Origin of the sequence: Variovorax gossypii (genome assembly GCF_003965815.1) — a bacterium.
GTDB lineage: Bacteria > Pseudomonadota > Gammaproteobacteria > Burkholderiales > Burkholderiaceae_C > Variovorax > Variovorax gossypii.
On the sequence record NZ_RXOE01000008.1, the window covers coordinates 214,436 to 227,722 of the forward strand.

15 protein-coding genes are annotated in these 13,287 nt (G+C 67.2%); 12 read left to right on the plus strand and 3 right to left on the minus strand.

The window, feature by feature from the left end:
- The first annotated feature begins 2 nt into the window (after positions 1–2).
- Entirely contained in the window at positions 3–194 is a 192-nt protein-coding gene (locus tag EJP69_RS24795) for a hypothetical protein (RefSeq protein ID WP_126472883.1), read from the plus strand.
- A gap of 31 nt (positions 195–225) precedes the next feature.
- Here the strand turns inward: EJP69_RS24795 and EJP69_RS24800 are convergent, their stop codons facing one another.
- Positions 226–1,347, minus strand: coding sequence for an MBL fold metallo-hydrolase (locus EJP69_RS24800; RefSeq protein WP_126472885.1), 1,122 nt, complete (start codon positions 1,345–1,347; stop codon positions 226–228).
- A gap of 198 nt (positions 1,348–1,545) precedes the next feature.
- Here EJP69_RS24800 and EJP69_RS24805 point away from each other — a divergent pair, with 198 nt between their 5' ends.
- The 3 genes from EJP69_RS24805 (at position 1,546) to EJP69_RS24815 (ending at position 4,227) form a co-directional block, all read left to right on the plus strand.
- The gene (locus tag EJP69_RS24805) at positions 1,546–3,141 is read left to right on the plus strand and encodes an esterase/lipase family protein (RefSeq protein ID WP_093203132.1); all 1,596 of its coding nucleotides are present in this window, start codon (positions 1,546–1,548) and stop codon (positions 3,139–3,141) included.
- 98 nt (positions 3,142–3,239) lie between these two features.
- Complete coding sequence (locus EJP69_RS24810) at positions 3,240–3,656, plus strand: hypothetical protein (RefSeq protein WP_126472887.1); 417 nt, start codon at positions 3,240–3,242, stop codon at positions 3,654–3,656.
- Positions 3,657–3,690: 34 nt separating this feature from the next.
- Entirely contained in the window at positions 3,691–4,227 is a 537-nt protein-coding gene (locus EJP69_RS24815; protein WP_126472889.1) for a cysteine hydrolase family protein, read from the plus strand.
- A 7-nt stretch (positions 4,228–4,234) separates the two neighbouring features.
- Here the strand turns inward: EJP69_RS24815 and EJP69_RS24820 are convergent, their stop codons facing one another.
- Complete coding sequence (locus tag EJP69_RS24820) at positions 4,235–4,978, minus strand: metallophosphoesterase family protein (RefSeq protein ID WP_126472891.1); 744 nt, start codon at positions 4,976–4,978, stop codon at positions 4,235–4,237.
- 218 nt (positions 4,979–5,196) lie between these two features.
- Here EJP69_RS24820 and EJP69_RS29915 point away from each other — a divergent pair, with 218 nt between their 5' ends.
- Positions 5,197–5,535 (plus strand): hypothetical protein, encoded by a 339-nt coding sequence (locus EJP69_RS29915; RefSeq protein ID WP_240652280.1) that lies wholly within the window; start codon positions 5,197–5,199, stop codon positions 5,533–5,535.
- 24 nt (positions 5,536–5,559) lie between these two features.
- Here EJP69_RS29915 and EJP69_RS24830 read toward each other — a convergent pair whose 3' ends face one another.
- Entirely contained in the window at positions 5,560–7,230 is a 1,671-nt protein-coding gene (locus EJP69_RS24830; protein WP_126472962.1) for a magnesium transporter CorA family protein, read from the minus strand.
- Positions 7,231–7,398: 168 nt separating this feature from the next.
- Between EJP69_RS24830 and EJP69_RS24835 the strand changes: the two genes are divergently transcribed.
- The 7 genes from EJP69_RS24835 to EJP69_RS24865 all read left to right on the plus strand — a co-directional run bounded on the left by EJP69_RS24835 (position 7,399) and on the right by EJP69_RS24865 (position 13,214).
- The gene (locus EJP69_RS24835; protein WP_093203119.1) at positions 7,399–8,070 is read left to right on the plus strand and encodes an amino acid ABC transporter permease; all 672 of its coding nucleotides are present in this window, start codon (positions 7,399–7,401) and stop codon (positions 8,068–8,070) included.
- Between the two features lie 28 nt (positions 8,071–8,098).
- Entirely contained in the window at positions 8,099–8,752 is a 654-nt protein-coding gene (locus EJP69_RS24840) for an amino acid ABC transporter permease (protein ID WP_093203117.1), read from the plus strand.
- Between the two features lie 69 nt (positions 8,753–8,821).
- The gene (locus EJP69_RS24845; protein ID WP_126472893.1) at positions 8,822–9,619 is read left to right on the plus strand and encodes a transporter substrate-binding domain-containing protein; all 798 of its coding nucleotides are present in this window, start codon (positions 8,822–8,824) and stop codon (positions 9,617–9,619) included.
- A 137-nt stretch (positions 9,620–9,756) separates the two neighbouring features.
- Entirely contained in the window at positions 9,757–10,512 is a 756-nt protein-coding gene (locus EJP69_RS24850; protein WP_126472895.1) for an amino acid ABC transporter ATP-binding protein, read from the plus strand.
- A complete protein-coding gene (locus EJP69_RS24855; RefSeq protein WP_126472897.1) occupies positions 10,512–11,255 on the plus strand; it encodes a sugar phosphate isomerase/epimerase family protein in 744 nt (247 codons plus the stop codon). The genes EJP69_RS24850 and EJP69_RS24855 overlap by 1 nt, the downstream gene beginning before the upstream one ends.
- A 16-nt stretch (positions 11,256–11,271) precedes the next feature.
- Complete coding sequence (locus EJP69_RS24860) at positions 11,272–12,225, plus strand: sugar kinase (protein WP_125951841.1); 954 nt, start codon at positions 11,272–11,274, stop codon at positions 12,223–12,225.
- 5 nt (positions 12,226–12,230) lie between these two features.
- The gene (locus EJP69_RS24865) at positions 12,231–13,214 is read left to right on the plus strand and encodes a 2-hydroxyacid dehydrogenase (RefSeq protein WP_126472898.1); all 984 of its coding nucleotides are present in this window, start codon (positions 12,231–12,233) and stop codon (positions 13,212–13,214) included.
- Positions 13,215–13,287: the final 73 nt, after the last annotated feature.

Sequence of the window (13,287 nt, forward strand, 5' to 3'; positions counted from 1 at the left end):
CCATGGGCGGCATCGACATCAGCGTCATCGGCGTCTTCATCGCCGTGGTTACCGGCATCGGCAGCTATGTGCTGGGCCGGCGCATGCGCGAGAAGAGGGCGGCGAAGAAGCGCGAGAAGGACCGTATCGCCTCTCAGGCGAACGAGACGCGCCAGGTGCGGCGCGCCCGTGAACGCAAGGAGCGCGGCGGGTAGTCCTCCGCCGGCTCAGGAAGGGAAGGGCCGATCAGCGCAGATCGGTCCACCAGCGCGTGTTGGTGCGCGCTGCGCCCACCGTCACCACCTCGCCGATCACCGGCGTGGCCAGCTCGATCTTCCTGGCTTCCGTGAGGGCCGCGATGCGGTCCAGCGGGTCGCGCCAGGCGTGGAAGGCGAGATCGAAGGTGCTGTTGTGCACCGAGAAGAACACCTTGCCGCGCAGGTCCTCGAAGGCCTGCACGCTCTGTTCGGGCGTCATGTGCACGGCGGGCCACATGCTGTCGTAGGCGCCGTTCTCCATCAGTGCGATGTCGAAGCCGCCGAAGCGCTCGCCGATCTGACGAAAGCCCGGAAAGTAGCCCGAGTCGCCGCTGTAGAAGATGCGCTGGTCGCCGCTTTGCACCACCCATGAGGCCCACAGCGTGCGGTCGCGGTCGCCCAGCGTGCGGCCCGAGAAGTGCTGCGCGGGCGTGGCGGTGAGCTTCACGCCGTCGTGCTCGGCGGACTGCCACCAGTCGAGCTCGGTCACGCGCTCGGCCGGCACGCCCATCGCCACCAGCCGGGAGCGCACGCCCAGCGGCACGAAGTAGCGCTTCACGTCCTTCGAGAGGTACTCGATGGTCGCCACGTCGAGGTGGTCGTAGTGGTCGTGCGAGAGGATCACGCCCTCGATCGACGGCAGATCCTCGAGCGCGATCGGCGTCTTGTGAAAGCGCTTCGGCCCCGCCCACTGCACGGGCGACGCGCGGTCGCTGAACACCGGGTCGATCAGCCAGTACTTGTCGCGCAGCTTCAGCAGGTGCGACGAATGGCCCAGGCGCACCACGTGGTTGGTCTTCGTGTCGAGCGCATCGAGCGCGGCCTTGTCCAGCGGCTTCACGGGAATGGGATCGACCGGCACGGTGTCGACCTTGCTGCCGACTATGAAGCGCGACCAGATGCGCCATGCGCTGGCCTGCGCGGGCAGGTCGGGGTTGGCCATGTTGTGGAAGCCGCCGTCCTTGAACTGGGGCGAGTTCTCGTAGCGCGTCTCGCCGCCCCCGGCGGCGCTGCAGCCCGCGACGAAGGCACAGCCGGCCGCGGCGAGCGCGGTGCCGCGGCGCAGGAGTTGGGGCAGGTAGGAGCCTTGCGAGCCCGGGTCTTCAGCCATGGGAGAGCCTTCTGGATTGTGTTTGTCGGATGGCCGGAGACTATCGAAGGCGCGTGTTTCAATGGTTTCAGCGATAGAAACATTCGGGCAGGAGGGGCATTCCGGTGCTATGCCATGCGCCGTATGGCGGGCGCCGCCGAGGCCCGGCACACTGCCGGACTTCATCGGTTTCACCCGTTCTGAGGAGGCACAAGATCCATGAGTACCAACCGCTATCCCATCATCTACGTGCGCGGCTACGCCATGACCGAGTCGGAGCGCGACGAGACCGCGGCCGATCCGTTCTGCGGCTTCAACATCGGCTCCACGGTTTACCGGGCCACCGTGAAGAAGGAAGCGCCGGCGCAGAAGTTCGTCTTCGAATCGCCGATGGTGCGGCTGCTGGCCGACTTCCAGTACCAGAGCGTCTACCAGAACGGCCTGGACATCCTCGACCCCGATTGGAAGCCCTCGCCCGACGCGAACGGCAACGACGTCGACGGCATTCCCTCGGCCTCGGTCATCATCTACCGCTACTACGACTCGGGCTCCGAGCTGCTGGGCGACGGCAAGGCCAAGGACGTCAAGGTGTACGCGCAGGGCCTGAGCCAGCTGATCCTTCGCGTGCGCGACCTCGTGGTGCAGCGCGAAGGGCCCTCGGGCTTCACGGCCGACGACTTCCGCTGCTACCTCGTCGCGCATTCCATGGGCGGGCTGGTGGTGCGCGCCTTCCTGCAGAACCCGGCGCTCGGCGACGCGAAGGCCCGTGCCTGCGTCGACAAGGTGTTCACCTACGCCACGCCGCACAACGGCATCGACATGGGCGGCATCAACGTGCCGGCCTGGCTCACGGTGAACGAGATGAATACCTTCAACCGCGACAAAATGTCCGAGTTCCTGGCGACGCCGGCCGTCAACGGCCGCATGGACTACCTGCCGGCCGCCGCCTTTCCGCCCGAGCGCTTCTTCTGCATGGTCGGAACCAACCGCGGCGACTACGAAACCGCCAAGGGCCTTTCGCGCATGTTCGCGGGCCACGGCAGCGACGGCCTCGTGCGCATCGAGAACGCCTCGCTCTGGGCCGTCGACGATGCTGGCAAGACGCAGCCGGTGGCCACCGCGTATACCTACCGCTCGCACTCGGGCTACTTCGGCATCGTGAATTCGGAGGAGGCCTACCAGAACCTCACGCGCTTCCTGTTCGGCGACGTGCGCGTGGACCTGTGGTTCGACGTCGACGGCGTCACCTTGCCGCCCGACCTGCCCAAGGACGCGGATGTCGATGCGCTCTACCAGGTCGAGCTGCTTGCCGCGCCGCGCGGCAAGCGCTGGTACCTGAGCCGCCGCATCGCCGAAGAAGACTCGCCCGCCTGCCGCACGCACAAGGAGCTGACCGACCCGGCAACGGCCGCCCGCCGCTCGATCTATCTGTCGACCGTGTTCCTCGCCAACAGGGCGCGCGTGAAGCAGGACCGTCCGACGCTGGCCTACGCCATGACGCTGGGCGTGCGCGTGCCCGACTACCAGGTCAACAACAAGTTCTGGCTCGACGGCCACTACGAAGGCAGCTCGCTCTTTCGTGACACGCTGATCATCGAGATCGCGCCGCCCCAGCCCGGCGACCCGGCCGAGAACTGGAACGTCAAGTACGGCTGGCAGACCGACACCGCCGGCCGTGCCTCGCTGCCCATGAGCCCGAAGCAGCTGGCGAGCGGCAAGCTGCAGTTCGTGGTGCCGTTGTCGAGCCTGGGCGCCGCGCCGGCCGCGCCCGGCATCAGCGGCAAGGTGCGGCTGGAGGTGAGCGCCTGGGAGTGAGCTTCCAGAGAGTGCGTTTCCGGTGAGTGGGCTTGTGGGAATGCAGGCAGGCTGAAAGTCAGGTCCGATCGGGGCCGGATCGGCCACAATCCCGCCCCATGCACTACCTCCTGTTCATCGGCGCGATCCTGTTCTTCGCGTTCATGACGCCGCTGAAGCTCGCAGTGGCCGTGTGTGCACTGGTGCTGGTCGTCACCGTGGTCGTCAAGGTGTCGGCGCAGGTCGTCGCCGGCAATTCGCCGACGCTGGGCGAATCGTTCAAGTCGGTCTTCTATGCGTCGCTTCTCGTGGCGCTGGCCCTGCTGGCCTTCATGAGCTTCTCCAGCGGCACCGGCATGCACCACGTCGATGGCTGGCCCGCGGTGGCGGTACTGGCGGGCCTGTTCATGGCCTACACGCTGGGCTTCCAGATCGGCATCGGCACTTCCTTCGGCGCCAGCGCGGTCGTGGCGCTGATCTCCACGCTGGTGTCGGGCGCCATACTCTGGTCGGTCAAGAACCTCGCCTCCTTCTGATCTCCTTCCGATCGCCTTCTGCTCGATGGATCACATGAAAACTGCCGTTCTCGTCATCGACGTCCAGCGTGGCCTTTGCGACGATCCGCCGCGCCCCCATGAGGCCGGCGAGGTGATGGAGCGCATCAACGCGCTCACCGCGCGTGCCCGCGCGGCCGGCGCGCCGGTGGCCTTCATCCAGCACGAGAACGCCGTCGACCTCGAGTTCGATTCCGAGCGCTGGCAGCTCGCGAGCGCGCTGAGCACCGATTCGCGCGACGCGCGCATCCGCAAGACCACGCCCGACTCCTTCCTGCGCACGCCGCTGGAAGCCTGGCTCTCCGAGCACGGCGTGAAGCGCGTGGTGGTCTGCGGCTACTCGTCGGAGTTCTGCGTCGACACCACCGTGCGCCGCGCCGCTGCGCTGGGCTATCACGTAGTGCTCGCGGCCGACGCCCACACCTCGCACGACAAGCCGCACGCCACGGGTGCGCAGATCCGCGAGCATCACAACGCCACGCTCGCGGACATCACGAGCTTCGGCGTGCCGATCCGCGCGGTGGCCAGCGCGGAAGTCGCGTTCGGCGACTGATCCGGTCTCAGGGCATCCGGCCGGTGGCGAGGGCGCTGGCCCAGTCAGGCCTGCCGTTGGACATCGCGAGCGCCGCCATGCTCGCGTGGTCGTAGGGCACCGAAACCAGAGTCGAAACCCAGCCTGCGGCCAGCCGTTCGACGATGGCGTAGCGCGCATCGGGCGATCCCGTCTCGACGGCGTGCGGATGCGGGTGAACATCGTCGTAGGCCTGTAGCCCGACGCTGCCCGGATTGACGATCAACTGCCCGCCCGAAGCACGAACCACGCGTGGCACGTGCGTATGCCCGCAGGCGACGAGTCGCACCCGCGCATCGACCTGACCGAGCCGTGCATCGATCTCCGGCATCGTGGCCGGCCTGAGCAGTGACGGCTCGACCGTCTCCAGGAAGTAGTGCAGGTCGCTCTCGGGCGTGCCGTGGCACAGCAGCACTTCGGGGCTCAACTGGAGCCTGTGTTCGAGCGAGGCCATCCAGGCGAACTCCTGCGGGCCGAGGCGAGCGTGAGCGAACTCGTCGGATGCACCGCGCTTGCCGGCGGGCAGCGTGAGCACCTGGCGCTCGTGGTTGCCCGCAAGATGAACCCAGCCTTGTGCCATCAGGAAGCGCGCCGTTTCCAGCGGCATCAGCGGCCCGGAGAGGCTGTCGCCCAGGTTGACGACGGTGTCCGCGCCGCGGCGGCCGATGTCCGCGACGACGGCTTCGAGGGCGGGGAGGTTTCCGTGGATGTCGGAGACGATGGCGATGCGCATGCGCTGATTCTGGGGGAATCGTGAGCCAGTTCGCCGCCACGAGCACCACGCCGAACCACACGGTCCATAAGGCAACTGCATGGCTATACTGCGCCCGTCACGTCGAACAAGGCGTGATCGGGTTTGACAGCCTGACGCAATCTCTGCGACGTAAGCCGCAGTTTTCCCGAAGGGCGAGTGCGGCGGTTTCTACAAATCGCAACCTCAGGAGGTCGTCCGTGACCAAGTCTGCCCGCGTGCTCAAGCACGCGCCGAAAACCGATACCGCTTCAACGCCGAAGTCGGTTCATCTCCATTCAGATGCCGAGTCGGCTGCCCTGCAAGCAGGCGACGACATCGAGAGCATTCGCCAAGTGCACAGCGCCTACGTATGCCTCGAAAAGCTCGTCGTTCCGATGCAGGTGGATGAGCGCGAGGAGATCTATCCGACCCGATCCGAACTCGGCGCACTGTTCCGCGTGGTCAATGAGGAAATGCAGCGGCGAATCGAAGCCGCGGACAGTACGATCGGTTCCTTGCGCGATGCTCTGAGCAAGCAGGTCCGCGAACCTCATTGATGACCGGCTCGGGACAAGCGCCGGTCAATCCGCCCCAGGCCTCCACACCTTCGCCAGCGCAGCCAGCTTGCCCCTGAACCTCAGCCTGTCGTTCGACAGCGCATCGATGAAGTCCGACAGCCGCTGCGACTTCACCATCGTGTAGATCGTGAGCCACGTCGTCGCGACGAACACCACGCCGAACCACACGGCTTTGCGCCACAGCGGCGCCTCGGCCTCCGCCAGCAGGTTCATGCCCAGGAAGCCGGTGGTGATGGTGCCGATCAGCCCGAACAGCGTGACCACCGTGAGCCGCACCACGGTGGCAGCCTGCCGGCGCAGGCTGTCGGCGTCGAGGTACGTGTTCATGTCGGCGATGCGCGCCTTGACCTCGTCGTAGAGCGGGTCGAGCCCGAGGTGCGTGGCGCACATGTGGGAGAGGGCGCGCACCTGCGCCTGCTCCGAGATCTCGTGGAACCAGTAGCGGTGCGTGAAGCGCAGGAAGCGCTCGAAGCTCGCGCGGATGGCGCGCTTGAACTGCTTCACGCTCGGCGTGCTGCGTATGTCCAGCCGCTTGAGCGCCTCCACCAGCTGGTCGGAAAACATCAGCAGCGAAGCCTTCTGGAAGTGCGCGATGAGGAACAGCAGGAAGTGCTGGTGCCTGAACTGCGCGAGCACGCCGCGGTCGCGGCAGCAGAAGAACTCGGAGCGCGCGTCGCCCACCACGATGAGCGCGTGGCCGTTGCACAGGTAGCGCGTGTTGGGCGCCGCGCCCGCGTTCACCCAGAAGCGGTCGTAGCAGTACTTGTGCTCGAAGTCGGCGAGATGGTGGTCGGCGTAGGGCAGGTGGGCCTCGCTCGTGCCGGAGCCCGCGCCGGTGACCAGCGCCAGCCGCACGAAGTCGTCGCGCGTGAGGCGGCGCGGGTCGTCCAGCGACAGGTACGCCATCACCGGCATGCGGTAGTACTCGATCTGCCGGTAGCGCAGCACGCCCGCGTCTTCGGAATGGTCGCTCACCAGTGGCTGCATCAGGTAGGCCCAGTGCGCGGCGATGCGCGGCGCGCGGTGCTGTGCCACGTGCGAGAGAAAGGCCTCGCGCTGCTGCGCGTCGGAGCTCGCGAGCACGCGGCCGTCGGCGCCCAGCCATTCGACGCTGGCCATGCAGTGCAGCGCCGAGCCGTCGGCCTCCCAGCCCGAGGGGTAGGCGCGGCCGAAGCGATAGAGGATGTCCTGCGCCTGCGCGAGGCTCAGGTTGCTCGCGCCGACTTCGAGGTTGAGCATCACCACGTCGATGTCGAAGAAGAAGTACAGGTCGCAATGGATCACGTCGAGCGTGACCGGCGCATCGCCCGGGCGTGACACGAGGCGCACGGCCGAGATGTCATGGCGGCGGAAGATGCGCATCGGCGAGTCGCCGTCGCTGCCGCCGTCCTTGCCACGCGAGCGGCCCTCGCCGTAGAGGAAGCGCTGCACGTACGGCAGGAAGCTCACGAACTCGTTGTAGTGCCGTTCGTGGAAGCGGCTGCTGTCGCCGGTGTATTCGTCGACTTCCTCGCGCCAGGGCGACGCGTCGCCCATCTCGCGCAGCACGTGCCAGGGAGCGTGGTGGTGTCCGGCGTGCGGCGCGGGCATCAGCCGCAGGGGCCAGAGCAGCGCCTGCCTGAAGTGCTGCACGGTGGGCGCGTTCGTGGAAGACGCATTTGCCTCTGTGGGCATGTTGGCCGCGGGTGGATTCAGCATGACATTGAAGTAGGCAGAAGGTGGGACAAAACGACCACCTAGGGGAATCCCTATGAAATCCTGAAACCGGTTTCATATAAGCTGCAAGCATTGCTTTCAGGGTATGCGTGCGTCCGCGCCGCGCAGATTCCGGGTCCGCCCTCCATGAACTACCAGTTTCAATTCGACGCCGTCTTCGCCGCCTGGCCGCTGCTGCTCAAGGGCACGTGGATCACGATCCAGCTCTCGCTCATCGCCACGGTGCTGGGGCTGGTGGTGGCCATCTTCTGCGCCTGGGGCAAGACCTCGGGGCCGGGCTGGCTGCGCTTCATCGTCAATGCCTACATCGAGGTGATCCGCAACACGCCGTTCCTCGTGCAGCTGTTCTTTTTCTTCTTCGCGCTGCCGGCCATCGGGCTGCGGTGGTCGCCGCAGACGGCCGCGCTGGTGGCCATGGTGGTGAACCTGGGCGCCTACGCCACGGAAATCATCCGCGCGGGCATCGAGTCGATTCCCAAGGGGCAGATCGAGGCGGGCAGGGCGCTCAACCTGAAGTCCTGGGAGATCTTCCGCTTCGTCATCATCAAGCCCGCGCTGAAGGCCATCTACCCGGCGCTCACGAGCCAGTTCATTTTGCTGATGCTGAGCTCGGCGGTGGTGTCGGTGATCTCTGCCGACGACCTGACCTCGGTGGCCGCCAACCTGCAGTCGCAGACCTTCCGCAGCTTCGAGATCTACATCGTCGTGGCCGCCATCTACCTCGCGCTGGCGCTGGCCTTCTCGGCCATGTTCAAGCTGATCTACAAGCGCACGCTCGACTACCCGGACCGCCGGTGAACACAGACGACGGACGGAGCACAACACCATGCGTACCTTCGGTTTTCCCGAATTCCTTTTCATCCTCGAAGCGGCCAAGTGGACGCTCGCGCTGTCGGCCATCGCCTTCGTGGGCGGCGCGATCCTGGGCCTGATCATCGCCCTGATGCGCACGTCGGAATCGACATGGGCGCGCGGCATCTCGACCACCTTCATCCAGATCTTCCAGGGCACGCCGCTGCTGCTGCAGCTGTTCCTGGTGTTCTTCGGCGCGCCGGTGCTGGGGCTGGACATCAACCCGTGGATCGCCGCCGGCGTGGCGCTCATCCTCAACAGCGCCGCCTTCCTCGGCGAGATCTGGCGCGGCTGCATCGAGGCCATTCCGCGTGGCCAGTGGGAGGCTGCGCAGGCGCTCAACCTCAAGTACGTCGACCGCATGCGCGACGTGGTGCTGCCGCAGGCCTTCAAGATCGCGCTGGCGCCCACGGTGGGCTACCTGGTGCAGATCATCAAGGGCACATCGCTCGCGGCCATCATCGGCTTCGTCGAGGTCACGCGCGCGGGGCAGATCGTCAACAACGCAACCTTCCAGCCGCTCATCGTGTTCTCGGTGGTGGCGGCGATCTACTTCGTCATCTGCTGGCCGCTGTCGCTGCTGGCCGCAAGCATGGAGCGCAAGCGCGCCCGGGCGCTGGCGCGCTGAGCCTTCCACTCTTTCCGGTTTCGTTTTTTTCTTTCCCGTCCTTCCTTTCATATCCAGGAGACATACCCCATGACCAGTTCCACCTCCCGCCGCGTCGCGCTCGCAGCCCTCGGCCTCGGCGCAGCCCTCACCGTGTTCGCTCCCTTCGCCTCGGCGCAGAGCGTGGCCGACATCAAGAAGAAGGGCGAGATCACCATCGGCATGCTGGTCGACTTCCCGCCCTACGGCACCACCGACGCGAAGAACCAGCCCGACGGCTACGACGCCGACGTGGCCAAGCTGCTGGCCAAGGACTGGGGCGTGAAGGCCAACATCGTGCCGGTCACCGGCCCGAACCGCATTCCCTTCCTGCTGACCAACAAGGTCGACCTGCTGGTGGCATCGCTGGCCGTGACGCCAGAGCGCGCCAAGCAGGTGCAGTTCTCGCAGCCCTATGCGGCCGCCACCATCGTGCTGTATGGCGCGACCAAGACCCCCATCAAGGCCGCAGGCGACCTGAAGGGCCTGCGCGTGGGTGTTGCCCGCGCCTCGACGCAGGACGTGGCCGTGACCAAGGCCGCGCCCGAAGGCACCGAAATCCGCCGCTTCGACGATGACGCCTCCGCCATGCAGGCGCTGATCTCGGGCCAGGTCGACGCCATCGGCTGCTCGGTGACCGTGGCTGCGCAGATCGCCAAGCGCGTGCCCGCCAACACCTTCGAAAACAAGTTCACGCTGGTGCAGCAGTCGATGGGCATCGCGATGCGCCCCGGCCAGGAAGAGCTGCACAAGGCGGTGAACGAGTTCGTGCAGAAGAACACTGCAAACGGTGAACTCAACAAGCTGTATCAGAAGTGGCTGCAGGCCGACCTGCCGAAAATGAACTAACCCCCAGGCTTCGCGCACTTCGTGTCGCTACGCCAACCCCCTTGCAGGGGGCAACACCTGCGGCCCGGCAAAGCCGGTTCCGCGGTGTTCCTTGAGAAGGCGCAGGGCGCCCCACAGTGAGTATCGGAACAACGAGCATGACGACGGAATCGATCATCCGCATGGAAGCGGTCAACAAGTGGTACGGTGAATTCCAGGTGTTGACCGGCATCGACCTGTCGGTGCGCCAGGGCGAGCGCATCGTGATCTGCGGGCCCTCGGGCTCGGGCAAGTCCACGCTGATCCGCTGCATCAACCGTCTCGAGACGGTGCAGAAGGGCCGCATCGTGGTCGACGGCATCGACCTCACCGCTGGCGGCAAGAACGTCGATGCCGTGCGTGCCGAGGTCGGCATGGTGTTCCAGCAGTTCAACCTGTTCCCGCACCTCACCATCCTCGAGAACTGCACGCTCGCGCCGATGCGCTCGCGCGGCATGACGAAGGCGCAGGCGGAGGAGGTGGCCATGAAGTACCTCACGCGCGTGCGCATTCCCGAGCAGGCCGGCAAGTACCCCAGCCAGCTCTCGGGCGGCCAGCAGCAGCGCGTGGCGATCGCGCGGGCGCTGTGCATGGCGCCCAAGATCATGCTGTTCGACGAGCCTACTTCCGCGCTCGACCCCGAGATGGTCAAGGAAGTGCTCGACACCATGATCGCCCTGGCCGAAGACGGCATGACCATGCTGTGCGTGACGCACGAGATGGGCTTCGCCCGCAGCGTGGCCGATCGCGTGATCTTCATGGCCGAGGGCAAGATCGTCGAGCAGGCGCCGCCCGAAGAATTCTTCGGCAACCCGAAGGACGAGCGCACGCGCCAGTTCCTCGGCCAGATCCTCAGCTCCCACCAAGCCCACTGATGTCCTTCGAGGTTCTTGTTTCCCTGTCGTCCTTCGGTGCGGCCGAGGTGGGGCGGCACGGCCAGCTCTGGTGCTCGCAGCTTTCGCGCGTGGCCGGCGCCGATTCGGTGGAAGTGCGCGGCGAGATGCTGCGCGACGCCGATGCGGAACTGCCCGCGCTGAACGGGCTAGCCTCCGTGTACTCCAGCCCCGAAGGCCTCTGGGCCCAGGGCGGCTGGCTCGACAGCGCCGCGCTCAAGCGCGGCATCGCTGCCGCCACGCGGGTGGGCGCCAAGCGGCTGAAGATGTCCATCGGCGACTTCCAGCCCTCGTCGCACGGCTCGCTCTGGGGCCTGAAGGTGGAGCTGGCCGAAACCCGCGTCGAGCTGCTGATCGAGAACGACCAGACAGTGCGCGCCGGCACGCTGCCCGCGCTGCAGGCCTTCTTCGACGCGGCCGACCGCGCGGGCCTGTCGCTGGGCATGACCTTCGACATGGGCAACTGGCACTGGCTCGGCGAGTGCCCGCTGCAGGCCGCGCAGGCGCTCGGCCACCGCGTACGCTACGTGCACTGCAAGGGTGCGCAGCGGCTGCCGCACAAGTGGGTGGCGGTGCCGCTGGGCGACTCGGTCGCGCCGTGGCGCTCGGTGCTGCGCGCGCTGCCTGCCGACGTGCCGCACGCCATCGAATACCCTCTGGTGGGCGACGACCTGCTGGCCGTTACCCGCGCACAGATCGACTTCATCCGCGCCTCGCGCGCATAAGCACACAAGAAAACACATGACGGAACCCGCTGCCTTCGACGTCGCGCTTTTCGGCGAGGCCATGCTGCTGCTCGTGGCCGACCGGCCCGGCCCGCTGGAGGACGCACAGTCCTTCCACAAGCGCACCGCCGGCGCCGAGACCAACGTGGCCATCGGCCTCTCGCGCCTGGGCCTCAAGGTGGGCTGGGCCAGCCGGCTCGGCACCGACTCGATGGGCCGCGCGCTGCTGGCCGCGATGCGCGCCGAAGGCATCGACTGCTCGCACGTGATCACCGACGCGACGCAGCGCACCGGCTTCCAGTTCAAGGGCCGCGTCACCGACGGCAGCGATCCGCCGATCGAATACCACCGCAAGGGCTCGGCCGCGAGCCACATGGGCCCGGCCGATGTCGACGAGGCCTGGCTGCGCTCGGCGCGCCACCTGCACGCCACCGGCGTGTTCGCCGCCATCTCCGACACCAGCCTGCAGGCCGCGCTCAAGAGCATGGACGTGATGCGCGCCGCCGGCCGCACCATCTCCTTCGACACCAACCTGCGTCCCACGCTGTGGTCGTCCACCGAGACCATGCGCCACTGGGTCAACGAGCTCGCCTCGCGCGCCGACTGGGTGCTGCCCGGCATCGAGGAGGGCCTGCTGCTCACCGGCCACACCAAGCCGGAAGACGTGGCGAAGTTCTACCGCGAGCGCGGTGCGAAGCTGGTGGTCGTGAAGCTTGGCGCCGAGGGTGCCTACTACGACAGCGACGTGGCCGGCACCGGCCGTGTCGACGGCTTCCCGGTGAAGGAAGTGATCGACACCGTGGGCGCCGGCGACGGCTTCGCGGCCGGCGTGGTGAGCGCATTGCTCGAAGGCCGCAGCGTTCCCGACGCCGTGCGCCGCGGCGCCTGGATCGGCGCGCGCGCCGTGCAGGTGCTGGGCGATACCGAAGGCCTGCCGACGCGGGCGCAGCTCGAGGAAGCGGGGCTCTGAACGCCATGACGCAACAGAAGAACGTCCTTGTCTTCCGCCCGTTGCCCGCAGACCAGTTGGCTCGCCTGCAGGCCGTGCACCACGTGGTGGTGGCCGATCCGCGCAAGGAGCCCGAGGCCTTTGCCGCCGCGCTGCGCACCGCGAACGGGCTGATCGGCTCCAGCCACCCGGTCGATGCCGCGCTGCTCGACGCGGCGCCGCAGCTGCAGGTGATCTCGAGCGTGTCCGTCGGCGTCGACAACTACCCGCTCGCCGAACTCCACAAGCGCGGCATCGTGCTGTGCCACACGCCCGACGTGCTCACCGAGACGGTGGCCGACACGGTGTTCGCGATTCTCATGGCCACGCAGCGCCGCGTGGTCGAGCTCTCGACCATGGTGCGCGAAGGCCGCTGGACGAAGAACATCGGCGAGGAACTCTTCGGCACCGACGTGCACGGCAAGACGCTGGGCATCCTCGGCTTCGGCCGCATCGGCCAGGCCGTGGCACGCCGTGCTGCGCTGGGCTTCGGCATGCCGGTGCTGTACCACTCGCGCCGCCCGGTCGACCTGGCCGCGCAGGCGCCCGAGCTGCAGGGTCGCGCCACGCACACGCCGCTGGACGACCTGCTCGCGCGCGCCGACATCGTGCTCGCGATGCTGCCGCTGACCGACGCCACGCGCGGCATGATCGACGCCGCCTTCTTCGCGCGCATGAAGCCCGGCGCGGCTTTCATCAACGGCGGCCGTGGTGCCACGGTGAACGAAGAAGCGTTGCTGAATGCGCTCGACCACGGCACGTTGCGCGCCGCCGGCCTCGACGTGTTCGCGAAGGAACCACTGCCGGCCGATTCGCCGCTGCGTACCCATCCGCGCGTGACGCCGCTGCCGCACATCGGCTCGGCCACGCACGAGACGCGCCATGCCATGGCCGAGCTCGCGACAACCAATCTGCTGCAGGTGCTGGCGGGCGAGAAGCCCACGGCGCCGTACGACACGGCAAGCGCATGACCGGTGCCAGGCTTTTCTCCCTCCCCCGCTGGGGGAGGGCCGGGGTGGGGGCAAGCGGCGCATCCACGGAGCG